Genomic DNA, 23,326 nt, shown 5'->3' with positions numbered 1-23,326 from the left:
AAAAGTCTACGGATTCACGCAAGGTTCGATGGGACGCGGGCACTCCATGCCCGAGCCGGGGTAGCAGCAGAGGTCGTCCTGATCTCGGGGCAGCACAATCCAGCGAGGCCGGGCCGCGCTGACGTGGCGCAGATGGCCCACGATGTCGAAGGTCGCCCCATGCAGGAACCGGCACTGCTCGGCGCGCTCCGCGTCGGCATCCGTCTCGCTGCAGTTGACCACCAGGTCCGGCACGGCGTCCTTGGTCACCAGGTTGATGCGAGCGCGCGGGTGCTGGCTCACCTTGCAGCTCGCCGAGCCGTTCGCCGCGTCCTGCACGGAGACCCAGACATAGGCCTGGTTCTCGATGAGCGTGTGCTCCAGGCGCGTGGCCGAGGCCAGGGCGACGGTGCTCGTCGCGGCCGGCACGCTGGTGCCGCCGAACCGCACGTTCACCGCCTTGTCACACCAGAGGTTCAGTGTCACGCCCGCGGGGTAGGAGGCGGTGGAGCGCGTCCAGGCCTCGGTGGCGGGCAACACGGGCGGCGGCGCGTTGAGCGCATGCAGCCGGCCACTCACGGAGGAGTCCAGGCCCGCCTCGGCGGCGCCCATCGGGTTCATCTCCACCACGAACTGGCCGAAGCCGTCGTACGTCGTCTTCTCGGCGCAGATCTTCCCCTTGTACTGGCCCAGGCCCAGCGTGCAGTCCACGTTGCACGCGCGCTCCGGGACGTCCGGGTCATTGGGGTTGTCCGTGCCGCAGGCCCCGAAGGTGTTGGTGCGCGTGTCCGGGCAGAAGAAGGGCACGGTGTTGTTGCCGTTGGCGTCGCAGTTCCTGAACACCTGCGGGAACTTCACGCGGCGGATCTTCACCAGCGAGGACTCCAGGCCCTCCATCTTGTAGTTGCCGTAGCTGTAGCCGCACATCACGTCCGTGATGTAGGGCGAGCCGCTGAAGCCGCACAGCCGGCCGTTGATCTCCGTCGGCGGCGCCAGGTCCAGGTACTTGTTCCACTCGGACTGGGGCAGCAGGCGGACGCTCTCGCGGATGCTCCACGAGGGGAACGTCAGCTGCGTCGTCGCGGTGAACTCCTGCACCGAGCCCGCGATGGACCACAGCAGGTCGCCCGGGTCCAGGCCTTCCGGGAAGGAGTAGTTGTAGATGTACAGGGCGTTGAAGCGGCCGGGGTAGAAGCCCGAGGGCTCCGCCGTCTGCGTGTTGCCGCCAGGGATGCTCCCCTCGCGGATGCGGCACGCCGTCAGGTCCGTCACGAAGAAGCCGCCCGGGTCCGTGCCCGTCACCAGCAGCGTCACCGGCTGGTTGTAGTTCGGGTCGTCCGGCTCGCAGTTCTGGATGAGCGGAGAGCCCGCCTCGGGCGCGCGGCCGATGCGCATGAACGTGCCGTTGTAGGCGGTGAGCTGGTCGCCGTTCTGCGGCACCTGCACCGTGGAGATGGTGGGCTCCTCGAAGTGCATGGCGCGCGACAGGCCGGTGGCGAAGGTGCGCGTGGCGGGCTCCTGCGGGAGCTCTCCGGCGACGACCTGACCCTCGGCGTAGTCGACCTGGACGGGCTCGTCCTCCACCCACACATGGGCCTCACCGTAGAGCTGCGCGCTGCGCACGGTGCCCGTCCCCTTGCCGTTGGTGAGCTGCACCCACCGGTAGCGATAGGGGCCGGTGAGGTTGCCCGGGACGGTGCGGAAGGAGACGGGGCCGTTGAACGAATCCATCGGCTGGCCCTGCACATCCACCGCCTGGATGTCGAAGTCGATATCCACCGCGCTCCGGGGCATGGACAGGCGGCAGTCCGGGGTGCCGCGGATCTCCATGGGCACCGCGGCCTGGCTGCCACCGTGCTGGGCGACGCAGCTGGCCACCACGGGCAGCGACGCGCGCGGATTGGAGTCCGCGACGTAGAAGCCCTTCACGGTGACTTCGAAGGAAGCGAGGCCCGTTGGCTGGGGCGACTCCTTGGTGTAACAGCCGGCCAGGGTCAGCGCCGACAGCAGCATGAGCTTCTTCATTACTTCACCCTCCGGCCAATGCGGCCGTCTTCCACGGCGTCGGCGATGGGCATCGCCGTCGGGTTCGTGCAGAAGTTGCGCAGCTGCTGCGTCACCGTTCCGCACACGGGGTTGGTTCCACTCATGACTTCGCGGCAATCACACCGGCCGGTGAACGGGCCCGGGGAGACCGTGCAGGCGGCCTGGGCCTTCGCGGCATTGTCGATTTCGGGGACGTTGCAGCCCGCCGGGTTGTAGCCGCGCCCCGCGAGCTCTCCGCAGGTGCACGAGCCCACCTGCTTGGCGGCGATGCAGGCCGCGCGCGCCTGGTCGGGGTTGGTGACGGTGGCGACGCCGCAGCTCGACGGGTCGTAGCCATTGCGCAGCAGGTCCTCGCACGAGCAGCTCCCCACCTTCGCGGCCAGCTCGTTCTCGTAGTCCTGCATCTCCCGGCACGAAGCCACCAGGCGCTCGTTGAGGACCCACCTGCCATTGACGAGGGAGCCACAGCGCTGGCCATCCGCGCGGTTGCCGCGCGTCTCGTAGCCCGCGTTGATATCGTCGCAGGTGCAGAAGTCCTGCATGTAGCCGATGAGCGAGTCGCGCAGCGAGATGCCCGTCTCCTGGCGCGTGGTGTTGCGCTTGAGGACGTTGAAGCCCGAGCCACCCTTGGCGATGTAGTCGTTCACCGCCACGCGGTAGGTGCCGAACGGGTTGAGCGGCGCGGGCCCCACGACGATGTTCGTGCCGGGGTGGGCGTAGCAGCGGCCCGCCGTGGACGAGGTGCTCGTGTCCTGGAGGCACTGCCAGGGAGCGTGGCCCTCGCGGTTGTCCTGGGGGCAGTCCGCGCCGGCCAACGAGAGGTCACACGCGATGCGCAGGTCGTTGATCTGCACCTGGGCGCAATCCATGGTGAAGCTGGCGCCGGAGATCTGCGCCTGACTCACGCAGCCACGCTCGGAGGAGCGCTCGGCCACGAAGTCGAACATCTCCTGCATCTCCTTGCCCGACAGGTACATGATGTTGATGGTGTTCTCGAACGGGAACACGTTGAACATCGACTCCTGGGACACGACGCCGGCGTAGAGGTTGTCGCGGATGCCCAGCGAGTTGGTGAGCGCCATCTGCGCGTCCACGCGGCGGCGCTTGCGCATCGAGTCCGCGGCGATGTTGCCCAGCGGCGAGTCGCCACCCGTCGAGTTGTTCCGGCGCGTCACGTCGGTGGGCGCGTACGCGAAGATGTTGGTGAGCTGCAGCTTCATGTCCATCCCGATGATGTAGGGCTGGAGCAGGTGCGTCGTCTGCCGGTCCTCCTGCTCGGAGCAGGCATCGAGGGCCGCGCGCACCGCGGGGTTCTGGATGAACTGGCCGTCCTCCCAGAAGATGTTGGAGTCGTAGCGGTAGCGGCGCATGGCGTCGTCGCACCAGAGCCCGTCGATGGGGAACACGCGGTAGTCCTGGCTGACGACCTCGCCGCCTTCACCCGTGCCGAGCACGTCCGGCATCTTCACGACCAGCTCCAGCCGGCCCACGAACTTGGCGAAGGCGCCGGAGTGCGCGAGCACCACCTTGCGGCCACTCGGGTCCGACAAGAGCTGCGGCGGGTTGAGCACCACGTGCAGGTGGCCGCCCATGATGACGTCGACGCCGGAGACGCCGGGGATCATCACGCGGACGACCGACTTCTCCTCGCCCTCCGGACCGAACCACTCCAGCACCTGCCAGGGGTTGTCCTGGCGGCGGATGAAGCTGCGGGCGCGGCCGTACTCGTAATAGGCCTCGTAGCCCTGGACGACGTCCTGGTCCTCGGTGAGGCCCAGGTGGCTGACGATGACGATGAGGTCCGTCACCGGCCGCAAGAGCGACACATAGGCGCGGACGACCTCGTTCTGCTCCAGCGGCGTGGCCTGCAGGCTGTTGCCGCCCTCGACGATGGAGTTGAGCGAGGAGATGTTGGCCATGCCGATGATGCCCACCCGCAGGCCCTTGATGTTGCGGATGGTGTACGGCGAGGTCTCCAGCGCCGTCTCGTTGCTGCCGTTCTGCCGCCAGTCGTTCCACTGGTAGTTGGCGGCGAGCAGCGGGAAGGTGGCGTTCTGCTTGGCCTGCTGCGTGAAGTTCAGCGCGCCCGCGTCGAACTCGTGGTTGCCCACCACCGCGGCATCCAGTCGGGCCTGCGACAGGAAGCGGAACTCCGCTTCGCCGGTGTTGATGTTGAAGATGGGCGCGCCCTGGAAGCAGTCGCCCGAGTCCAGGTGCATCACCCTCTCACCCCTCGCGCGCTCGCGCTTGAGCACGGCGGCCACGCGGGTGGCGCCACCGAAAGGGCCCGCCTCGGGCACGAGGCCCAGGTCCTGGTCCGTCTTCAACGGAGCGAAGTCGTAGGGGATGAGCCGGGAGTGGATGTCCGAGGTATGAAGGAGCGTCAGTCGCACCTCCTGCCCCTCGAGGTGGTAGTCCTGGCCCTCCACCACTGGCATGCACGAAGCGGTGGCCAGGGCACAGGAAAGGCCGAGCAGGAGGCGACGCATCAGGAAGAATCCGTGTTTCGGTAGAACGTCGGGAGTAAAGCGCGGGCAAGGTACGGTATCGGACACGGGCGGGCAAGCAACGCCGCCATGGCATTCCTACTCGCACACCTTGACGAGCGAACTCCAGGAGAGCAGGCAGACATGCGTCAGAGCCATTCCAGTGTGACTGACATCGAGATCATCGAGGATTTCTCGGCCACGGCGCGCTGCGACGAGGGTTTTCTCCGAGTGAAGAGGCTGCGCTGCCGTAACCGGCGCGCGGACGGCTCTTCCTCGTCTGTCTACCGAGTGGACGTGGTGGACAGGCCCCGGCTGGACGCGGTGTCGGTGCTCGTCTACCGACGCGGTGCGGCGGGACTCCTTGAGATATTGACGCGGATGAACCTGAGGCCCGCGGCATATTTCAGGAAGGATCAGCGCGACGCGATGACGGTGCCTGATCCCGGTGCGGGCTACTTGAGGGTGGAAGAGATTGTCGCGGGGCTGCTGGAGCCCGAGGACAAGGGCGAGGAAGGCCTGCGACGGCGCGCGGCCGAAGAGGTTCGCGAAGAAGCGGGTTATCCGGTGCGCCCCGAGGACATCCAGCTTCTGGGCGGCTCGTTCTTCCTGGCGCCGGGCATCCTCTCCGAGAAGGTGTTTCCCTCGGCGGTGGACGTCACCGACGTGAAACAGGAGGAGCCGGAGGGAGACGGGTCGCCTCTAGAGGAGGGGACACTCCTGCATTGGAGACCGTTGTCCGAGGTCCTCGACGCGTGCCGACGCGGTGACATCCCGGATGCGAAGACGGAGGTGTCGCTGACGCGGTTGCTCGCCCGATTGGGCTGAGCGGTGTCGGTGGGGTTTCTCGCGGGCCGCGCGCCAGGGTAGGGTGCGCGGCGTTTCCGCACTCCACTGACGAGGTCGCTGCATGTCGTCGCTGCCCCCGTGGCTGGCCAACCTGTTGCCCATTCTCATCCTGCTGGGGGCCGTCTCGCTCGTGCTGGCCCGCCTGCCCAAGGTGGAGCTGGGCCACACGGATGCGTTCCGCCGACGCCGCTTCTTCAACTGGTTCCCGCTGGGGATGACGTACGCGTTCCTCTACATGGGGCGCTACAACCTCAACGAAGCCACCAGCGCGATGAAGGGCCACACGTCCAACGCGGACTTCGGCACCATCTTCTTCTGGGGCACGCTCGTCTACGGCTTCGCCTTCCTGCTCAACGGTCCGCTGACGGACCGGCTCGGCGGACGGAAGACGATTCTCCTGTCCGCCGCGGGCTCGTCCGTGGCGAACGTGTTGATGGGCATCGTCGTCTACAAGGTGCTCACGGAGGGCTGGCAGCCGCCGGGCGGAATCGTGGGGACGCTGTCGTTCCTCTACGCCGTGAACATGTACTTCCAGAGCTTCGGCGCGGTCTCCATCGTCAAGGTGAACGCGTCCTGGTTCCACGTGCGCGAGCGCGGCCAGCTGGGCGGCGTCTTCGGCATCCTCATCTCCCTGGGCGTGTACTTCGCCTACGACTGGAGCCGCTTCATCGCCAAGGCGGCGCCCACGTACTGGGTGTTCTTCGTGCCCGCGGCCATCCTCGCCGCCTTCGTGGTGCTGGACTTCTTCGTCATCCGCGACACGCCTGGCCACACGGGCCATCCGGACTTCGACACGGCGGATGCGTCCAGCGGCGAGGCCCACGCGGGCCTGGGCGTGTGGCCCGTCTTCAAGAAGATGATCACCAACCGCACCATCATCATCATCCTGATGGTGGAGTTCTGCAGCGGCTTCATGCGCAACGCCATCATGCAGTGGTACCCCAAGTTCGCGAAGGCGACGGGCATCGCCGACGGTTTCGTCGCGGCCAACTGGGGCATGCTGCTGTGCGTGGCGGGCATCACCGGCGGCATGTTCGCGGGCGTCATCAGCGACCGCGTGTTCGACTCGCGCCGGGGCCCTGTCTCCGCGGTGCTCTACGCGGGCATGAGCGTGGGCGCGGTGGCCACGCTGTTCCTCCTGGGCAGCCCCGCGCTGGGGTGGACGGTCATCTTCATGTCCCTGTGTGTCATCGGCGTGCACGGCATGCTGTCCGGCACGGCCAGCATGGACTTCGGCGGCAAGAAGAACGCGGGCCTGGCGGTGGGCATCATCGACGGCGCGGTCTATGCGGGCACTGCGCTCCAGTCGCTGCTGCTCGGGCGCATCCTCCCGGCGGGGGAGGTGGCCAAGGACCCCCATAACTGGGGCAACTGGCCCCTGGCCATGCTGCCCCTGTCCTTCGCGGGCCTCCTTTTGGCCACCAAGGTCTGGAATGCCCGGCCCCAGCCGAAGGCGGCCCCCGTGTCGGGCGCTTCCGCCGTCACCCAGGCAGTTTCAGCTCCCAAGACTGGTACCGGGGGCTGAGTTCCCTGTGGACCGCTGGACGTCACGGGGGCGTCACTCCCCCGTGACAGGGTTGTAACGTAGAGTGCTGGTGTGTCCCAGGCACCCGCACCGCTCCATAGCCGCTTCGAGGTTCACGACCGGAAGCAGTTCGAGATCAAGCTCGAGTACCAGCCCTCGGGCGTGGACGAGACGCGCTACCTCGTGGAGGCGCATCTGTTCCTCCCCGGCAGTCTGAACATCGACCAGGAGACGTACCCCCGCGCGGACTTCTACGCGGACATCCACAACTACGTGCGCTTCAAGACGCCGGTGATGGCGGTGCAGGAGCTGCTCTCGTCGGACACCTCGCCGCTGGTGCGGCTGGAGGCGTGGCTGCGCACGGGGCTGGGCTCGGAGCGGGACGTCGTCTACCAGGCCAAGCTCCTGTCGTGCGTGCTGCGCGGTGCGCTGCGCCGCTTCGCCACGGGGGTGGAGTCCCGCTGCGAGGGGCCGGTGGCGCTGCCCACCGACGCGTGCGCGACGCTGGAGTCCGAGGTGGTGGCGATGCAGGCGGGGGTGACGCAGGTGATGGCGCGCTTCCGCCAGTGGCTGCGCTCGGTGGGGGAGCTGCGCCTGCAGGAGCGCTCGCGCGCGTCGCTGCGGCTGGTGGACGAGTACGTCAGCCTGCTGGTGGAGAACGGCTTCCGGCGCTCGGTGGCGGACATGAAGTCGCTGCCGCGCGGAGAGCCGTGGCTGGGGCTGCGCAAGGGGTTGATGGAGGCGGTGCTGCGCGAGGAGTCCTACCGCAAGGAGCACCGGCTGCGCAGCGTGCTGAGCCCCACGGGCGACAACGAGGAGTACATCCAGCGGCTGGGCATGCTGAAGAAGTTCTGCATGAACGTGCTCTTCCTGTCCTCGCGTCGTCGGCAGAAGCGGCAGGGGTGGGAAGAGGTGCTGTTCGCGCTGGCGGCGGGCATCGCGATGGCGTTCGCCACGGCGGTGGCGCTGTGGGCGCAGATCCGCTTCACGCAGGTGAGCCTCAACTTCTTCCTCATCGCCGTGGTCGGCTACATGATGAAGGACCGCATCAAGGAGGGCCTGCGGAGGCTGTCGAGCCGGGTGGCCGCCACGCACCTGTCGGACCGCACCGCGGACCTGGTGGACCCGGTGACGGGGCGCACCATCGGCACGTGCGAGGAGCGGGTGGACTACGGGCCCAAGGTGCCGGACTCGGTGCTGGCGCTGCGGCACCAGGACGACTTCCTCACCGTGTCCCAGGGCGAGCTGACGGAGACGGTCATCCGCTACCGCAAGCACATCGTCCTGGACGCGCGCCTGTTGCCGCGCTCGGACCGGGGGCTGTCGGGCGTCACGGACATCCTGCGGCTCAACGTGGAGCGCTTCCTGCGGGACATGGACGAGCCGGAGCTGGCGCTGGAGTACGTGGACCTGGCGGACCTGTCGGTGGGGCACATCCGAGGCGCCAAGCGCTACCCGGTGGACGTGGTGTTCCGCTTCACGGTGGAGGAGGAGGAGACGGACCGGCGCCAGGAGAGCACGCAGCTGGTGCGGCTGGTGCTGGACCGCAACGGCATCCAGCGCATGCTGCGCTTCGCGGACACGACTCCGGGCGCGCCCACTGGCCCCATGCCCTGGCAGTCGGCCGCCTGACCCGGGCGGTTTCGGCGGCGCTGGAGCCCGGGCGCGGGTAGTCTTCGCCGCGCCCATGGCCCACGAAGACTTCAAGAAGCGCATCCGCGACGACTGGCGCGACAGCCTGAACGCCATTCTGGCCCGGGCCCGCTCCCTCGGTGAGCGGGCGGTGCTGGCGTTCGACCTGGACTCCACCCTGCTCGACAACCGGCACCGGCAGGCTCGCATCCTGAGGGAATACGGCGAGGCCCAGGGCGTGCCGAGCCTCGCCGCCTGTGGACCCGACCATTGGACTTCCGGCTGGGACATGCGTGACGCGATGCGTGCCTGCGGCCTGGAGGAGGCCCAGGTGCAGGCCCACTTCCCGGAGGCCCGCCGCTTCTGGGGCGAGCGCTTCTTCACCAGCGAGTACTGCGAGGTGGACGAGGCCATCGACGGCGCGGCGGCCTTCACCCACGCCGTGGTGGCCACCGGGGCGAGGCTCGTCTACGTGACGGGGCGCCACGAGGGCATGCGCGAGGGCTCCGTCGCCTGCATGCGGCGCCACGGCATGGCGCTGCCGGATGACGAACGGGTGCTGCTCGTGATGAAGCCCACGCCGCGCGAGGACGACGACGCGTTCAAGCGCGAGGCGCACGCGAGGCTGGGTCGGCTGGGCACCGTGGTGGCCGCCTTCGACAACGAGCCCACCCACGCCAACGACTACCGGGTGCGCTTCCCCGAGGCCACCGTCATTCACCTGGCCACGGATCATTCCGGTCGACCGGTGACGCTGTTGGACGGCATCATCAGCGTCCCTCATTTCACCCTCGTTTCCTGACGCACCGCGCCTGGAAGACAGGAGCGGCCCCGAGGGGTTTGAAAGGCTTTGAAGTCCCCCTGCCGCGCGCTATGAGGCGCACGGCGTTTACCGCCCCGGGTGAGGAGGGGCGGACAGCATGGAGGCACCCGCGGTGGCCAGCCCGTACTCGAAAGACCTGCTGTTGACGATGTACCGGAAGATGTACCTCATCCGCCGTTTCGAGGAGCGCGCGGGCCAGCAGTACACGCTGGGGAAGATCGCCGGCTTCTGCCATCTGTACATTGGCCAGGAAGCGGTGGCGGTGGGCCCCATCGAGGCCATGCGCAAGGATGACTACATGCTCAGCGCGTACCGCGACCACGGCCAGCCCCTGGCGCGCGGCAGCGACGCGGGCATGGTGATGGCGGAGCTGTTCGGCCGGGGCACCGGCTACAGCAAGGGCAAGGGCGGCTCGATGCACATCTTCGACATCGAGCACCAGTTCTACGGGGGCTACGGCATCGTCGGCGGGCAGATTCCGCTGGCGGCCGGCATGGCCTTCGCCAGCCGCTATCGCAACGAGGACCGGGTGACGGTCTGCTACTTCGGCGACGCGGCGGCCAACCAGGGCGCGCTCCACGAGACGTTCAACATGGCGTCGAAGTGGAAGCTGCCGGTCATATACATCTGCGAGAACAACCGCTACGGCATGGGCACGGCCATCTCCCGCACCTCGGCGGTGCCGGAGATCTACAAGCGCGCCGCCGCCTACGACATGCGCGGCGAGCCGGTGGACGGCATGGACGTGCTGAAGATGTACGAGGCCGTGAAGGACGCGGCCGCGTGGTGCCGCGCGGGCAAGGGCCCCGTGCTGCTGGAGGCGAACACGTACCGCTTCCGTGGCCACTCCATGGCGGACCCGGCGACCTACCGCTCCAAGCAGGAGGTGGAGGAGGAGCGTAAGGGCGACCCCATCCCCAAGCTGCGCGACTACGCCCTCAAGAACGGCCTGGGCGCGGACGCGGACTTCGAGCGGATCGAAGAAGAGGTGAAGGCCCAGGTGGACGCCGCGGTGAAGTTCGCGGACGAGTCCCCGGAGCCGAGCCTGGAAGAGCTGTGGCGCGACACCATCGTCGAGCCGGGCGAGCCGGACGTGCGTCCCCGTGAGCGGGTGCTGGGCGTGAAGGTGGAGAACTGGCCGTCGTACCCGAGCGGCCAGGAGCTGAAGGTGACGTGGGACCTGGAGCCGCGCGCGCAGGCCGAGGCGGCGGACAAGAAGGCGGGCCTGACGAACTGAGTCGCAAGGCCCCCCTGACCAACCAACCTTTTTGATTTCGAGTCGGAGCCGACGATGCCCGAGTTGATGTACCGCGAGGCCCTGAACCAGGCGCTCGCCGAGGAGATGGAGCGCGACGCCAACGTCTTCCTGATTGGCGAGGAAGTGGGTCGCTACAACGGCGCCTTCAAGGTGTCGCAGGGGCTTTTGGACAAGTTCGGGAGCGCGCGCATCATCGACGCGCCCATCTCCGAGCTGGGCTTCGGCGGCATGAGCGTGGGCGCGGCCATGGTGGGCCTGCGTCCCGTGGTGGAGATGATGACCTGGAACTTCGCGATTCTGGCGATGGATCAGATCGTCAACAACGCGGCCAAGCTGCGCCACATGTCCGGCGGTCAGCTGCGCTGCCCCATCGTCTTCCGTGGACCGGGCGGCGCCGGTGGCCGTCTGTCCAGCCAGCACAGCCAGTCGCTGGAGGCCAACTACGCGCACTTCCCGGGCCTGAAGGTGATTGCGCCCGCGACGCCCGCGGACGCCAAGGGGATGCTCAAGTCGGCCATCCGCGACGAGAACCCCGTCATCATGTTCGAGGGCGAGCGGCTCTACGCGCTCAAGGGCGAGGTGCCCGAGGGCGAGCACGTCGTTCCGCTGGGCAAGGCGGACGTGAAGCGCGAGGGGACGGACGTCACCGTCATCACCTGGAGCCGCATGTACTACTTCTGCATGCAGGCGGCCGAGGAGTTGGCGAAGGAGGGCATCAGCGTGGAGGTCCTGGACCTGCGCACGCTGCGGCCCCTGGATGAAGAGGCCATCCTGGCGAGCGTGCGCAAGACGAACCGCGCCGTCATCGTCGAGGAGGGCTGGGCGCTGGCGGGTATCGGCGCCTCCGTGGTGGACATCATCCAGTCCAAGGCGTTCGACGAGCTGGACGCGCCAGTGGAGCGCGTGACGGGGCTCGATGTGAACATGTCCTATGCGGCGAACCTGGAGAACGCGACCCAGCCGGACGCGCCCAAGATCATCGCGGCCGTGAAGAAGGTGTTGTACCGCCAGGGAGCCTGACCCGTATGGCCACGCCCATTCAGATGCCGAGCCTGTCCCCGACGATGACGGAGGGGAAGATCGTCAAGTGGCTGAAGAAGGTGGGGGACAAGGTCACCTCCGGTGAGGCCATCGCCGAACTGGAGACGGACAAGTCCAACCTCGAAATCGAGGCCTACGACGACGGCTACCTTCTTCAGATTCTCGTCGACGAGAACCAGTCGGCTCCCGTCGGCGCTCCCATCGCCTACATCGGCGCGCAGGGCGAGAAGGTGGCGGCGGGGGGGGCTCCGGCGCCCAAGGCCGCCGCGCCCGCTCCTGCTGCTCCCGCCGCGAAGGTCGAGGCCCCCAAGGCCCCCGCCGCCGCGCCTGCTCCGGCCGCCGCTCCCGCGTCGAGCGGAGGCGGGGACCGCATCGCCATCCAGTTGCCGAGCCTGTCCCCGACGATGACGGAGGGGAAGATCGTCAAGTGGCTGAAGAAGGTGGGGGACAAGGTCTCCTCCGGTGAGGCGCTCGCCGAGCTGGAGACGGACAAGTCCAACCTCGAAATCGAGGCCTACGACGACGGGACGTTGGCGGAGATCGTCGTCGGGGAGAACCAGTCGGCCCCCGTCGGCTCGCCCATCGCGTACCTCACGCCGAAGGGTGGCAAGGCCGCCGCGCCTGCTCCCGTCGCCGCGTCGAAGCCGGTGGGGGCTGCTCCCGCCGCCGCGCCCACGCCTCCGGCCCAGGCCGCGCCTGTCGCGGCGGCACCGGTGGCGTCCGGGGGACGACGTGTTCGCGCCAGCCCGCTGGCGAAGAAGATCGCCAAGGACAAGGGGCTGGACATCGCCCAGGTGCAGGGCTCGGGTCCGTCGGGTCGCGTGGTGAAGCGCGACATCGAGGAGGCCCTGGCCCGTGGAGTGAAGGCTCCTGTCGCCGCTCCCACGGCGCCCGTTGCGCGCAAGGCACCGTCCGCCGCGACGGTGGCCCGTCCCGAGGCCCGCACCGAGCCGCTGTCCTCCATGCGCAAGGTCATCGCGCAGCGGATGACGGAGGTGAAGCCCGGCGTGCCGCACTTCTATCTCACCCTCGATGTGGAGATGGATGCCGCGGTGAAGGTGCGCGAGGAGGCGAAGGCGATGGAGCTCAAGGTCTCCGTCAACGACCTCATCGTGAAGGCCGTGGCGATGGCCGTGCGCCGCTACCCGAAGATCAACGTCTCGCTCCAGGGGGACCAGGTGGTCCACCACGGCTCGGTGGACGTGGGTATCGCCGTGGCGCTGGAGCAGGGACTCATCACCCCCGTCATCCGCGACGCGGACACGAAGGGGCTCCAGGCCATCTCCACGGAGGTGCGTGAGCTGGCGGAGCGCGCTCGCAAGCGGGCCCTCAAGCCCGAGGAGTACACGGGCGGCTCCATCACCGTGAGCAACCTGGGCATGTACGGCATCGACCAGTTCGTCGCCATCATCAACCCGCCGCAGGCATCCATCCTCGCGGTGGGCGCGGTGGCGGACAAGGTGGTGGCGCGGGACGGGCAGATGGTGATTCGCAAGATGATGACGGCGACGTTGTCGTGCGACCACCGCATCATCGACGGTGCCATTGGCGCGGAGTTCCTGCGGGAGCTGCGTGGCCTGCTGGAGCACCCGACGCGGCTGCTGTTCTAGGCCGTTCTCGTGGCCCGCTCCTCGTCGTGCTCCGTCATCCGGGGCGCACGGGAGCGGGCCGCGCTGTCACTTGCGCGTCGGCTCGTCGCGGCGCGATTCCTCTTCCAAACGCCGCTGCTCGCACGTCACGCTCGCCTGCTGCTCGCGGCTCGTACCCGTCGGCAGGTCGTGCTCCTCGTCCACCGAGCGTCCCCTCATGCCGGGCCAGGGCTCGGGGCGGGTGGCCTCCACGTGCTCAATGTGTTCCTTGTAATCACTGTCGCTGGCCGCGTTGCGCGGCACGTCGTCCGGCTTGTCCTGGTGCGCCATGGCGCTGCCCTCCTGGAGCTGGAGACTCGGGGGGAGTCCCTCAGTCAACGGTGTGACGCGTGGCGATAGGCGTCCACCCCGTGGCTCCTCGGCAAGGCCCGTTCCCTCGCTTGCTGAGCGAGCACGAAAAAAAGGCCGGCAGCCGCATCGGTTCGCTGCTTAACTTGGTCCCAATGAACGACGACATGACACGCGAACGGCTTGTCGAGGGTGTGTCGGAGTTGGAGTCACGGGTCGGTCAGCCGCTGCCACTCGCGCAGTCGCTGCACCAGGCCCTGCTCGGCGCGGTTTTCCCCCTCACCGCTGAAGAGCTCACCTGGGTGGCCCGGGAGAACGAGGCCTCGCCCACGGTGCTGTCGCTGCTGGGCGTGCTGCCCAGGGGCAGCTTCCCCTCCGTGGACGCGGTGGCCGTGGCCCTGGAGCAGGATGCCGAGCGCGCGGAGCCGCTCCCGGAGCCTCGCGCCTCCACCCTCACATCCTCCCGCTGAACCCTCCATCCTCGCGGCGCGTCGGGCCCTCACCCGACGCGCTCGTGACGCCGGCGGCACGTCCGTGCCCCTGCCGGGGAACCGTGCCGTCGTCTGGATTTTCCTGGGGGTCAAACCTGTCTGGTTGCTCTAGAGTTGGGGAGGCATTGCGTCCCGGGGGGACGGTTCCGTCGGCACCCAGAAGAAAGGGAGTCGGAGGAGGCGCTATCCTAGGCGTCACCAGCCTGGCCTCGTCGTGGGATAGCCGGCCAGGAGGAGCGTCATGAACCCGTCTGAACTACCCGCGGTGCTGTACGTCGACGACGACGCCCTCAACCTGCGGGTCTTCGACGCGAACTTCGGCCAACGCTTCCGCATCTTCCGCAGCGCGTCCCCCAGCGAGGCGCTGACGCTGCTCGAGCAGCGCAAGGGTGAGATTGGCGTCATCCTCTCCGACCAGCGCATGCCAGGGATGACGGGCGTGGAGCTGTTGGAGCGCGCCCGCTCGATTGCGCCCGACGCCAAGCGCATGCTCGTCACGGCATACGCGGACATGCAGGCCGTCATCGACGCGGTGAACCGCGGACAGGTGACGCGCTACTTCGTCAAGCCGTGGGACCGCTCGGAGCTGCAGGCGGCACTGGACGACGCGCTGAAGATTGCGCGGTTGGAGCTGCGCATCCGCGAGGTGGAAGGGCGGATGATGAAGTCGGAGCGTCTGGCCACGCTGGGGCAGGTGACGGCGGGAATCGCCCACGAGCTGATGGGCCCGGTGGGCTACCTCTCGCAGAACGTGGCGTCGCTGCAGCGGGATTTGACGAGCGTCATCCAGTACGTGTCCAAGCACCTGCCGGGAGACCCGAGTCCCGAAGTCGCGGAGACGGTGGAGGACCTGCCGGCGCTCATCAAGGACCTGGCGGACGGCGCCGAGCACCTGCGCCAGGTGGCGTTGGGGCTGCGCGCGCAGGCGCGAGGCGAGGACATGGAGGGCACGGCGGACGTGGCCGAAGTGGTCTCCTTCGCGGTGAAGCTGGCGCGCGCCGAGGTGCGCGACAGGGCTCGGTTGACGAGCAACGGCGAGCCGGTGCGCGTGGCCTTCGGTCCGGTGAAGTTGTGCCAGGTGCTGCTCAACCTCGTGGTCAACGCGGCGCAGGCCATGAGTGGCACCGGGCGGCAGGGGCGCATCGAAGTGCGCTGGTCCGTGCGCACCGAGGACGTGGTGCTCACGGTGGCGGACAACGGCTGCGGCATCCCGATGGACCTCCAGGAGCGCGTCTTCCAGCCGCTGTTCACCACGAAGCCGGTGGGCATCGGCACGGGTCTGGGGTTGTCCATCTGCCGCGAACTGGTGACGCAAGCGGGCGGCAACCTGCGGCTGTCGTCGACGCCGGGCGAGGGCACGGACATCGAAATCACCCTCCGGCGAGCCCCGCTCCCCTGAGGCCGAAGGCGTTGCTGAGCATGCGCCACACGCGGTGGAGTGACTCGCCCTCCGAGGGGCGCACGTCCTCCACCAGCACGGCGCGCTGGGGCTGAGCGCCCTCCGGGGCGTACTCCACGATGAGCGCGTAGCGAGGGCCGGGGCGCTCGACGAGGTGCACCGCGCGCACCGCGTCGAAGGGCACCAGCTCCGCGCGGGTGGCGCCGGGAGTCCAGGCCAGGCGCTCCAGGCGCAGGCTCTCCGAGCGGAAGTGCATCACGAAGCGACGGCGTCCCAACCGGGACTCGATTCGCAGGGCGAGTCCCACCAGCGCCGCGGCGACGAGGGCCAGGACTCCCGACGCGGTGGGGAAGGCGCCTTTCTCGTGGCCCACCATGACGGCTGCGCCCACGGCGCAGCCCACGGCGACACCGACACACAATCCCGGCAGCATTCTCCGCTCCCAGCGCGGGGGGAGGGATTCGCCCAGCAGGCGTCCGCCGTCGTAACGCAGGCGCACGTCTCCCAGGAGTGGGGGCACCCGGTTCTCCAGCAACGCGTCTTCGAAGCTCGCCACGGACAGCAGCATAGCGGCCCCCGCATGCGAGCCTCGAAGTCCGCGTGAAGCTGTGCGAATCTCCCAAGTCATGGATCTCCCGTTCGAGACCGGTGAGGGCGGCGGTGGGGAGGGGGGAACGCTCGCCTCGACGGTGTTGGTGGTGGACGACGAGCCCGTCGTCCTGGACATCTGCGCTCGGTTGTTGGAGCGCGAGTCGGACCTGGTGGTGCTGGTGGCGGCGAGCGCGGAGGAAGCGCTGCCGATCCTCAGCGAGCAACGGGTCGACGTGCTGGTGACGGACAAGAACCTGCCTGGCATGGGCGGGGTGGAGCTGGTCTCCGAGGCGCGCAATCTCCAGCCGACGCTGGAGGCGCTGATGATTACGGCCTACGCGAGCAGCGAGTCCGTCATCGCCGCCTTCGCCGCGGGCGCCAGCGACTACATCCTCAAGCCCTTCGACGACTTGAGGGTGTTGCGCGCCAAGGTGCGGGCGGCGCTGGAGCGGCGCAGCGCGGGGACACAGGTGCGGGAGCAGGCGCGTGAAGTGGCCCGCGAGGCGGCGACGTTGCTGGCGGCGGGGCATGACGCTCCGGAGCCGGCGCACGAGGCGCTGGAGGTGGAGCTGCGGGCCTACGAGGAGTCCTCGCGCACGGTGCTGGACGGGCGGGTGGCGGTGGTGGGCAGCGAGGAGGCGCTCGCCGTGTTGAAGGAGGCGGGCTTCGAGGTGCGGGAGCTTCCACCGTACGCGCCGGAGCTGGAGAGCGTGGACGTGGTGGTGGTGGAGACGGGAGACCCGCAGTGGCGCACGCTCGCGGAGCGGCTCCAGCGCAGGCCCCCGGACGTGCTCCTGTTGGCCAGTCCCCAGGCGGACCTGGGTGACCTGCTGGAGGCCATCACGCTGCGCATGGACCTGGTGGGTTTTGGCAGCACGCAGGGCGCGAGCGCGCTGCCGGAGAAGGTGCGGATGCTGCTCTTGCGCCGAGGCGTGCAGCGGGCACAGGACCGACTCACCGCCGCGCTCTCCGCCTTCCGGCAGAGCATCCCCACGTCGAAGGCCTGAGGCAGCTCGGGAGGGAAGGGGACCGAGTCCTGCTTCAGGGCTCGGTGCCGTCGAGCTGACGCGCGAACTCAAGCTGGATGTTCAAGAGCTCCGTCATGGGAACCGGGCGCTTGGACACGCGGGCGAGGTCCTTGCCCTCCGCTGTCCAGAGCGGTGGGTGCATGGAGAATCCTTCATCCGGAGAGAGTCGTGAGACGTCCTCGCTCCATCCGGCCCCACGGGAGTCGCCGTAGAATCCGGAGAGGTCTCCTCCAAGAAAGAACGCCAGCAGGTCCGAGTAGCCACGGCCCAGGTCTTCCCACTTGAGCGAGTCGGGTGCGAAGTAGAACGCTCCGCCACGTCCCTCACCGAGCGCCCCGCCGTCGAGCGCGAAGAAGCCGCCGAGAACGTCGTGCGCCACGAGCAGCATCCCCTGCGTCGAAGCCACAGCCTGATGCGGGCCCAGGGCATTCCAGGACGACAGGCTGCCGCGCATGCGCGCACCCCCGCTGCCCAGGATTCGGAGCCAGCCCCGGTCGACGAGCAGGCCTCCTGTTTCATGGGCCACCGCACCCAAGGGTGAGCGGGTCGTCACTTGAAGCTGGTGGAGGACCTGTCCCGCGGAGACTTCGTCCCGAGGAAGGACTTCGACGGGGTTGCTCGCGGAGGCGAGCCACTCCTGCACCAACGGCCAGGCGGGCGAGGTGGTGTCGAGCAACTCCTTCAGCGTCCGCATGCCGCCACCGTGCTCCGGAAAAACAAAACGCCGCCTTCTTTTCAGAAGGCGGCGTCGGAGTGACCCTGCCGGGATTCGAACCCGAGTTTGAGCCGTGAGAGGGCTCCGTCCTAACCGCTAGACGACAGGGCCGACATTTCGCTGCAACCACCGTGTTTCTGCTGCTGCTTCCTACATTCTCGTCTGGCTCGCGTCAACCATCTGATTTCGAGCGTTCCGAGGTGCTGCGACTGCGGTGCTGCGAGCTGGGGAACTAGGATTCGAACCTAGATAAGCAGAGTCAGAGTCTGCTGTCCTGCCGTTAGACGATTCCCCAATCACTGCGGCTGCCTCTACTACCAACACCGCCCAACGACTGCAACAACTTCGGTGGGCGGCTGCTGCTGCGACTTCTACTTCTTCTTCCCCGGTTTCGTCTCCGGCTTTTTCGCCGGTTTGACCGCCTGCTGCGTGGGGACGATGTAGATGCGAACTTCCTCGTTCGCCTCGTAAATATTCAGCCCCGCGAAGTTCTTCCCCGAGGGGTTGGTGATGTGGACCGCTTTCACGCCCGGCTGGTTGACGATCTGCCGTCGTGGATAGTTGCTCGTCGAGTAGACCGAGCGGTAGTAGTCCAGCGTCGCCTCGAAGTCCTTCGGCACCTTGTAACGGTTCTCCCCCACCTTCTGGGAACCGTCCGGCAACTGCGCGCCGCTGACCACCTCTGCACCTGCCCCCACCGCCCAGAGCGCACACAGCGCCGCACCGAGCGGGCGCGCCTTATAGAAATGCCGTTTCATGGTGTCAAGCGCACGCATCATGGGGCGTGAAGATAGGTGCCGAAGCGGCGGACGTCCACCGCTTCGTCAGGCTGACGTCACCCGCCTCGCGCGAGCGCGGCGTCGATGCGACGCAGGGCCTCGTCCCGCCCCGCGAGCAGCAGCGTCTCGCCGATGCCGGGGCTCGTGGTGTTGCCGGTGATGGCGACCCGCACCGGCTGCGCCACCTTGCCCATGCCCACGCTCGAGGCCTCGCTGACGGACTTCACCACCCCGTCCAGCGCCTCCACCGTCCACTCGGGCAGCGCGGCGGCCGCGTCGCGCACCTTGCGCAGCAACACGAGCGAGTCACCGACGAGGTGCTTGCCCGCCGCCTTCTCGTCGAGCGTGACGCCCGAGCCGAAGTAGAGCGCCGCCGTCGTCGCCATCTCCTCCAGCGTGCGAGCGCGCTCCTTGAGCGCATGCACCAGCGGCACCAGCCGGGAGTCCCCCTTCGCCTGGAAGCCCTTGGCCTCCAGGAAGGGCACCAGCCGCTCGGCGACGGTGGCCTCCGGCAAGAGCTTCATCCACTGCTGGTTGAGCCACAGCAGCTTCTCCGGATTCCACACGCCGGACGTGGTGCCGACGTTGGAGAAGTCGAACCACTCCTCCATCTGCTCGCGGGTGATGACCTCGTCGTTGCCGTGGCTCCAGCCCAGGCGGATGACGAAGTTGCTCAGCGCCTCCGGCATGATGCCGGTGCGCTTGTGCAGCATCACGTCCGCCTCCGGGTGCTTGCGCTTGGAGAGCTTCTCGCGGTCCGGCCCCAGGATGAGCGGCAGGTGCGCGAAGTCGGGCGGCTGCCACCCCAGCGCCTGGTAGAGCATCAGCTGCGGGAAGGTGGAGTTGACGTGCTCCTGCCCGCGCGCCACCAGGGTGATCTCCATCAGGTGGTCATCGATGACGCAGCCGAAGTTGTAGAGGGGGATGCCGTCCGCGCGCAGCATGACCCAGTCGTCCAGGTCCGAGTACGGCTTGGTGATGACCCCCAGCGCCTTGTCGTCGAACGACACGGTGCCGTCGGTGGAGGGCATCTTGAAGCGGATGACCGCCTCCTCCTCGCGACGACCCGCGGGCGGGCCCTTCAACTCCCGGCACGTGCCCGGGTACTTGTAGAAGGCGCCGGACTTCTCCGCCGACTCGCGCTGGGCCTCCAGGTCCTGCTTCGTGCAATAGCAGCGGTAGGCCTTGCCCTCGGAGAGCAGCCGCTGCGAGTGCTCGCGATAGGTGTCCAGGCGCTGGGTCTGGAAGTAGGGCGCGTGCGGGCCCTCCTTGCCGGGGCCCTCGGTCCAGTCGATGCCCAGCCACACCAACCCGTCGAGGATGGCCTGCACCGACTCGGCGGTGGAACGCACGCGGTCGGTGTCCTCCATGCGAACAATGAACGTGCCGCCGAACCTCCGCGCCTGGAGGTAGTTCATCAGCGCCGTACGGGCACCGCCAATGTGGAGGTAGCCGGTGGGCGAGGGAGCGAAGCGGACGCGTGGGGCAGTGGGCATACGGGCGCGCGGATTAGCAGGGCGGGGGTAGGGGGTCAACGCGGATGGGCACGCTGAGGTATGGTGCGCGCCGAGGAGAGAAATCGTATGTCGATTCGTCAGCTATTTCGCATGGGGATGGTGACGGTGGCCCTGCTGGGCGCCTTGCCCGCGGCCGCCACCACGCAGCTCCGGGTGGACCTGTCGCAGCTCTCCCGGGACTCGGACACCGTCATTCACGGCGTCGTGCGTCGCGTGGAGAGCCGGTGGAGCGGTGATGGCCGGCGCATCGTCACCGACGTCGAAGTCGAGGTGAAGGAGCCGCTCAAGGGACAACCGGGCAACACGGTGCTCGTGACGCAGCCGGGTGGCCAGGTGGGCGATATCGGACAGGTGGTGCACGGGCTCGCGTCGTTCAAGACGGGCGAGGAGGTCGTCATCTTCCTGCGCAAGCGCGGCACGCAGGCCTTCCGTCTCTCCGGCGAGGCCCAGGGCAAATACCAGGTCCAGCGTGACGCGGCGGGCAAGCCCGCCATGGCCGTGCCCGAGCCCTCCGAGGCGCTGCTGCTGGACCCCGTCACGCGCCAGCCGACCACCGTGGTGGAGAAGCCGAGGACCCTCGCGGAGCTCAAGGCGGCCATCCGCGCCGCGCTCACGGAGCCGACACCGTGACGCCCGCGGCGACCCTGCTCGCGGTCCTCGCGCTGGGACAGTTCGACCCGTATGTCCGCAGCCGCGTGACGCCGGGCGATGACGCCACCCAGTGCCTGTACTGGACGGTGCCGAGCATCACCTGGAACCAGAGCACGCTCGGCAATCCGGACACGCAGGGCGACACGGAGTTCGACGCCGTCCGCGTCTCCTTCCAGAACTGGGAGGACATCTTCGCCGCCTGCGGCAACCTCAACCTCCAAGAGGGTCCCCGCATCGCCGAGCGGAACGTGGGCTACCTGCGCGACGGGGAAAACCACAACGTGGTGCTCTTCCGCACGAAGGTCTGCAGCGCGGTGGTGGCGGCCACGGACGCGTGCTGGGACGCCGAGACGTGCGCCAATCAATACGACTGCTGGGATGACGACCAGAGCACCCTCGCCATCACCCTGACGACGTACGACAAGCGCTCGGGCATCATCTACGACTCGGATATCTCCTTCAACGCGAGCCAGTACGCCTTCACCACGTCGAACGGGCCCACGTGCTTCCCGCCCGTGACGACGAACTGCGTCTCCACCGACGTGCAGAACACCGCCACGCACGAGATTGGCCACTTCGTCGGGCTGGACCACACGCGCGCCGCGGGCTCCACCATGAACCCGAGCGCCCAGACCGGTGAGGTGTCCAAGCGCATCATCGACTCCGGCTCGCGCGACTTCGTGTGCTCCGTCTACGCCAAGGGCGCTCCCAGCCAGGCGTGCCTGCATCCGGTGGTGAACGAGGAGCTGGGACCGAAGGGTGGGGGCTGCTCCGCGACGGGCGCTTCGTCGCTCGGTCCCGCGCTGATGGCCTGGGTGCTGTGGCGGCGGCGTCGCGCGCGGGAGGCCCGCTCATGAAAGCGCGGTGGATGCTCGGCCTCGCGCTCCTCGTCTCCTCGCCTGTCCTGGCGCAGGAGTTCTCCTACCGCCGCACCGTCGTGCCGGGCAGGCCCCTGTGTCTGCTGTGGCCGGTGCGCGAGTACGTCTATCACCTGGACGCGGCCGGCAGCGCGCGCACGCCGGGCGACACGGAGGTCGCCGCGATTGAAGCGTCGTTCGAGTCCTGGCGGCAGGTGTCGAAGACGTGCAGCGACTACGTCTTCACGCGGGGCGAGGACTGGCGCCTCCCGGTGGTCGTGGGCTTCGACCAGGAGAACCGCTACGCCAACTACAACATCGTCACGTTCCGCGAGACGTCATGTAACGACATCGTCGCGGCGGACGACCCGTGCTGGGACGCGGAGACGTGCGGCAACCAGTACACCTGCTGGGAGCACGGCGACGGCACCATCGGCCTCACCACCTCCACGTTCAGCTTCACCGACGGCCGGGTGCTGGACTCGGACATCGAGCTGAACGCGTCCCAGCCCGGAGGCAGCGTGGGCTTCCTCTTCACCACGGTGGACTCGCCGCCCTGCACCGGGACTCCCGCCACGAACTGCGTGGCCATAGACCTGCAGAACACCATGACGCATGAGATTGGCCACGTCGTGGGGTTGGACCATGTGCCCATCTCGGGTGCCACCATGGAGCCCACCGCGCCGGCGGGTGAGACGCGCAAGCGCATCATCGACCCAGGCTCCGCCGCTGGCTTCTGCTCCATCTACCCCAAGAACCTTCCGCCCAATCAGTGCCTGATGCGAGCGGAGGCGGGCATCGTGCTCCTGGCGGACGGGCGGGGAACCGGCTGCACCGTGGCTCCTGGCGCCGGTGTCACGGGGGCCTGGCTCGCCGTGCTGGCCCTGCTGCGAGGGAGAAAGCGGACGGGCGGACGTCGGGATGGCACTGCGTCCCACCGTGAGCGGACTTAGAACGAAGAACGTGGCTGTCGCCTTCTTCGACCTCGACAAGACGTTGATCGCCGCCAACTCCGGCTCGCTGTGGGTCCGCCGCGAGCTGGAGCTGGGGCATATCAACCGGTGGCAGGCCCTGCGCGCGAGCCTGTGGATTGCCCGCTACCACCTGGGCTTCGTGTCCATGCAGGACGCGCTGGAGCGCGCCGTCGCGCTGCTCGCGGGCTCCCGGGCAAGCCCCATCCAGCAACGCACCGCGGACTTCTACGAGCAGACGGTGCGCTCGCTCTATCGGCCGGGCGCGCTCTTCGCCGTGGAGGAGCACCGCCGCGCCGGTGACAGGCTGGCGCTCCTGACGTCGTCGTCGGGCTACCTGTCGGACTGGGTGGCGCGCGAGCTGCGCCTGGACGCCGTGTTGTGCAACCGCTTCGAGGTGGACGCCGAAGGCCTGCACACGGGCCGCCCGCTGGGGCCCATCTGCTTCGGCGAGGGCAAGCTCACGTACGCCCAGGGCTACGCGCGCGAGGTGGGCGTGCCCTTGTCGGCGTGCGCCTTCTACACGGACTCGTACTCGGACCTGTCGGTGATGGAGGCGGTGGGGCGGCCGGTGGCCGTGCATCCCGACCATCGGCTCAAGCGCGAGGCGCGCAAGCGAGGCTGGCCGGTGGTGAGCTGGGGTGTTCCGTCCGGAGGGGGCGTGCTGTCCGTGCCGCCCGCGCCTCCGGTGGTGCCTTCCACCGGGCCCTGAGCGAAAGACGCCCACGGGCCCGGCGGAAGAGGTGTGACG

At 68.4% G+C, this 23,326-nt stretch carries 21 protein-coding genes and 2 tRNA genes; 14 read left to right on the top strand and 9 right to left on the bottom strand.

Features of this window, described 5'->3' with window-relative positions:
- Positions 1-6: 6 nt before the first annotated feature.
- Entirely contained in the window at positions 7-2,004 is a 1,998-nt protein-coding gene (locus tag HUW62_RS04115; RefSeq protein WP_176433609.1) for a hypothetical protein, read from the bottom strand.
- On the bottom strand, positions 2,004-4,514 hold the full coding sequence (locus HUW62_RS04110) for a bifunctional UDP-sugar hydrolase/5'-nucleotidase (RefSeq protein ID WP_176433608.1): 2,511 nt from the start codon (positions 4,512-4,514) through the stop codon (positions 2,004-2,006). Before HUW62_RS04110 ends, HUW62_RS04115 begins: the two co-directional genes overlap by 1 nt.
- A gap of 141 nt (positions 4,515-4,655) precedes the next feature.
- Here HUW62_RS04110 and HUW62_RS04105 point away from each other — a divergent pair, with 141 nt between their 5' ends.
- The 7 genes from HUW62_RS04105 to HUW62_RS04075 all read left to right on the top strand — a co-directional run bounded on the left by HUW62_RS04105 (position 4,656) and on the right by HUW62_RS04075 (position 13,249).
- On the top strand, positions 4,656-5,339 hold the full coding sequence (locus tag HUW62_RS04105) for an NUDIX hydrolase (protein ID WP_176433607.1): 684 nt from the start codon (positions 4,656-4,658) through the stop codon (positions 5,337-5,339).
- 82 nt (positions 5,340-5,421) lie between these two features.
- A complete protein-coding gene (locus tag HUW62_RS04100) occupies positions 5,422-6,885 on the top strand; it encodes an MFS transporter (RefSeq protein ID WP_163868410.1) in 1,464 nt (487 codons plus the stop codon).
- A 72-nt stretch (positions 6,886-6,957) separates the two neighbouring features.
- On the top strand, positions 6,958-8,517 hold the full coding sequence (locus HUW62_RS04095; protein WP_163868411.1) for a hypothetical protein: 1,560 nt from the start codon (positions 6,958-6,960) through the stop codon (positions 8,515-8,517).
- 55 nt (positions 8,518-8,572) lie between these two features.
- Positions 8,573-9,319, top strand: a complete 747-nt coding sequence (locus HUW62_RS04090; RefSeq protein WP_163868412.1) for a hypothetical protein — start codon at positions 8,573-8,575, stop codon at positions 9,317-9,319.
- 133 nt (positions 9,320-9,452) lie between these two features.
- Positions 9,453-10,577 (top strand): pyruvate dehydrogenase (acetyl-transferring) E1 component subunit alpha, encoded by a 1,125-nt coding sequence (pdhA, locus tag HUW62_RS04085; protein ID WP_163868503.1) that lies wholly within the window; start codon positions 9,453-9,455, stop codon positions 10,575-10,577.
- A gap of 54 nt (positions 10,578-10,631) precedes the next feature.
- Positions 10,632-11,618, top strand: a complete 987-nt coding sequence (locus HUW62_RS04080) for a pyruvate dehydrogenase complex E1 component subunit beta (RefSeq protein ID WP_163868413.1) — start codon at positions 10,632-10,634, stop codon at positions 11,616-11,618.
- Between the two features lie 5 nt (positions 11,619-11,623).
- Positions 11,624-13,249 (top strand): pyruvate dehydrogenase complex dihydrolipoamide acetyltransferase, encoded by a 1,626-nt coding sequence (locus HUW62_RS04075; RefSeq protein WP_176433606.1) that lies wholly within the window; start codon positions 11,624-11,626, stop codon positions 13,247-13,249.
- A gap of 66 nt (positions 13,250-13,315) precedes the next feature.
- Here the strand turns inward: HUW62_RS04075 and HUW62_RS04070 are convergent, their stop codons facing one another.
- On the bottom strand, positions 13,316-13,558 hold the full coding sequence (locus HUW62_RS04070) for a hypothetical protein (RefSeq protein WP_163868415.1): 243 nt from the start codon (positions 13,556-13,558) through the stop codon (positions 13,316-13,318).
- 185 nt (positions 13,559-13,743) lie between these two features.
- Here HUW62_RS04070 and HUW62_RS04065 point away from each other — a divergent pair, with 185 nt between their 5' ends.
- Both HUW62_RS04065 and HUW62_RS04060 read left to right on the top strand, forming a co-directional pair.
- Complete coding sequence (locus HUW62_RS04065) at positions 13,744-14,046, top strand: DUF2795 domain-containing protein (RefSeq protein WP_163868416.1); 303 nt, start codon at positions 13,744-13,746, stop codon at positions 14,044-14,046.
- Between the two features lie 262 nt (positions 14,047-14,308).
- On the top strand, positions 14,309-15,466 hold the full coding sequence (locus HUW62_RS04060) for a sensor histidine kinase (RefSeq protein ID WP_163868417.1): 1,158 nt from the start codon (positions 14,309-14,311) through the stop codon (positions 15,464-15,466).
- On the opposite strand, the gene HUW62_RS04055 is transcribed toward HUW62_RS04060, so the two are convergent.
- The gene (locus tag HUW62_RS04055) at positions 15,438-16,034 is read right to left on the bottom strand and encodes a hypothetical protein (RefSeq protein ID WP_163868418.1); all 597 of its coding nucleotides are present in this window, start codon (positions 16,032-16,034) and stop codon (positions 15,438-15,440) included. The genes HUW62_RS04060 and HUW62_RS04055 overlap by 29 nt on opposite strands.
- A 58-nt stretch (positions 16,035-16,092) precedes the next feature.
- Here HUW62_RS04055 and HUW62_RS04050 point away from each other — a divergent pair, with 58 nt between their 5' ends.
- Positions 16,093-17,064, top strand: a complete 972-nt coding sequence (locus tag HUW62_RS04050; RefSeq protein ID WP_176433604.1) for a response regulator — start codon at positions 16,093-16,095, stop codon at positions 17,062-17,064.
- 34 nt (positions 17,065-17,098) lie between these two features.
- Here HUW62_RS04050 and HUW62_RS04045 read toward each other — a convergent pair whose 3' ends face one another.
- From HUW62_RS04045 to gltX, 5 genes are all read right to left on the bottom strand, one after another.
- Positions 17,099-17,779, bottom strand: a complete 681-nt coding sequence (locus HUW62_RS04045; RefSeq protein WP_163868420.1) for a DUF2625 family protein — start codon at positions 17,777-17,779, stop codon at positions 17,099-17,101.
- A gap of 60 nt (positions 17,780-17,839) precedes the next feature.
- Positions 17,840-17,911: transfer RNA gene (locus HUW62_RS04040), tRNA-Glu, on the bottom strand.
- Positions 17,912-18,024: 113 nt separating this feature from the next.
- Positions 18,025-18,095: transfer RNA gene (locus tag HUW62_RS04035), tRNA-Gln, on the bottom strand.
- Between the two features lie 76 nt (positions 18,096-18,171).
- On the bottom strand, positions 18,172-18,579 hold the full coding sequence (locus tag HUW62_RS04030; protein ID WP_163868421.1) for a hypothetical protein: 408 nt from the start codon (positions 18,577-18,579) through the stop codon (positions 18,172-18,174).
- Between the two features lie 56 nt (positions 18,580-18,635).
- Entirely contained in the window at positions 18,636-20,075 is a 1,440-nt protein-coding gene (gene gltX, locus HUW62_RS04025; protein ID WP_163868422.1) for a glutamate--tRNA ligase, read from the bottom strand.
- 87 nt (positions 20,076-20,162) lie between these two features.
- On the opposite strand from gltX, the gene HUW62_RS04020 reads away from it, so the two are divergent.
- From HUW62_RS04020 to HUW62_RS04005, 4 genes are read left to right on the top strand one after another with little or no spacing between them, the layout of a single operon-like run.
- Positions 20,163-20,726, top strand: a complete 564-nt coding sequence (locus HUW62_RS04020) for a hypothetical protein (RefSeq protein ID WP_163868423.1) — start codon at positions 20,163-20,165, stop codon at positions 20,724-20,726.
- On the top strand, positions 20,723-21,604 hold the full coding sequence (locus HUW62_RS04015; RefSeq protein WP_163868424.1) for a myxosortase-dependent metalloprotease, MXAN_2677/MXAN_2678 family: 882 nt from the start codon (positions 20,723-20,725) through the stop codon (positions 21,602-21,604). Before HUW62_RS04020 ends, HUW62_RS04015 begins: the two co-directional genes overlap by 4 nt.
- Entirely contained in the window at positions 21,601-22,557 is a 957-nt protein-coding gene (locus HUW62_RS04010; RefSeq protein WP_176433603.1) for a myxosortase-dependent metalloprotease, MXAN_2677/MXAN_2678 family, read from the top strand. Before HUW62_RS04015 ends, HUW62_RS04010 begins: the two co-directional genes overlap by 4 nt.
- Before the next feature lie 10 nt (positions 22,558-22,567).
- Entirely contained in the window at positions 22,568-23,287 is a 720-nt protein-coding gene (locus tag HUW62_RS04005) for an HAD family phosphatase (protein ID WP_176433616.1), read from the top strand.
- The last annotated feature ends 39 nt before the right edge of the window (positions 23,288-23,326 follow it).

The sequence above is a fragment of the Myxococcus sp. AM011 genome (assembly GCF_013372595.1).
Taxonomy (GTDB): domain Bacteria; phylum Myxococcota; class Myxococcia; order Myxococcales; family Myxococcaceae; genus Myxococcus; species Myxococcus eversor.
The sequence above is the reverse complement of the archived record's forward strand: the minus strand, read 5'-3'. Positions and strand labels throughout refer to the sequence as shown.

What these genes read in the sequence shown, in the direction of transcription:
- HUW62_RS04115 (WP_176433609.1), bottom strand. Translation starts at nt 2,004, where the DNA reads ATGAAGAAGCTCATGCTGCTGTCGGCGCTGACCCTGGCCGGCTGTTAC.
- HUW62_RS04110 (WP_176433608.1), bottom strand. Translation starts at nt 4,514, where the DNA reads ATGCGTCGCCTCCTGCTCGGCCTTTCCTGTGCCCTGGCCACCGCTTCG.
- HUW62_RS04105 (WP_176433607.1), top strand. Translation starts at nt 4,656, where the DNA reads ATGCGTCAGAGCCATTCCAGTGTGACTGACATCGAGATCATCGAGGAT.
- HUW62_RS04100 (WP_163868410.1), top strand. Translation starts at nt 5,422, where the DNA reads ATGTCGTCGCTGCCCCCGTGGCTGGCCAACCTGTTGCCCATTCTCATC.
- HUW62_RS04090 (WP_163868412.1), top strand. Translation starts at nt 8,573, where the DNA reads ATGGCCCACGAAGACTTCAAGAAGCGCATCCGCGACGACTGGCGCGAC.
- HUW62_RS04080 (WP_163868413.1), top strand. Translation starts at nt 10,632, where the DNA reads ATGCCCGAGTTGATGTACCGCGAGGCCCTGAACCAGGCGCTCGCCGAG.
- HUW62_RS04075 (WP_176433606.1), top strand. Translation starts at nt 11,624, where the DNA reads ATGGCCACGCCCATTCAGATGCCGAGCCTGTCCCCGACGATGACGGAG.
- HUW62_RS04070 (WP_163868415.1), bottom strand. Translation starts at nt 13,558, where the DNA reads ATGGCGCACCAGGACAAGCCGGACGACGTGCCGCGCAACGCGGCCAGC.
- HUW62_RS04065 (WP_163868416.1), top strand. Translation starts at nt 13,744, where the DNA reads ATGACACGCGAACGGCTTGTCGAGGGTGTGTCGGAGTTGGAGTCACGG.
- HUW62_RS04060 (WP_163868417.1), top strand. Translation starts at nt 14,309, where the DNA reads ATGAACCCGTCTGAACTACCCGCGGTGCTGTACGTCGACGACGACGCC.
- HUW62_RS04055 (WP_163868418.1), bottom strand. Translation starts at nt 16,034, where the DNA reads ATGCTGCTGTCCGTGGCGAGCTTCGAAGACGCGTTGCTGGAGAACCGG.
- HUW62_RS04050 (WP_176433604.1), top strand. Translation starts at nt 16,093, where the DNA reads ATGGATCTCCCGTTCGAGACCGGTGAGGGCGGCGGTGGGGAGGGGGGA.
- HUW62_RS04045 (WP_163868420.1), bottom strand. Translation starts at nt 17,779, where the DNA reads ATGCGGACGCTGAAGGAGTTGCTCGACACCACCTCGCCCGCCTGGCCG.
- HUW62_RS04030 (WP_163868421.1), bottom strand. Translation starts at nt 18,579, where the DNA reads ATGATGCGTGCGCTTGACACCATGAAACGGCATTTCTATAAGGCGCGC.
- gltX (WP_163868422.1), bottom strand. Translation starts at nt 20,075, where the DNA reads ATGCCCACTGCCCCACGCGTCCGCTTCGCTCCCTCGCCCACCGGCTAC.
- HUW62_RS04020 (WP_163868423.1), top strand. Translation starts at nt 20,163, where the DNA reads ATGTCGATTCGTCAGCTATTTCGCATGGGGATGGTGACGGTGGCCCTG.
- HUW62_RS04010 (WP_176433603.1), top strand. Translation starts at nt 21,601, where the DNA reads ATGAAAGCGCGGTGGATGCTCGGCCTCGCGCTCCTCGTCTCCTCGCCT.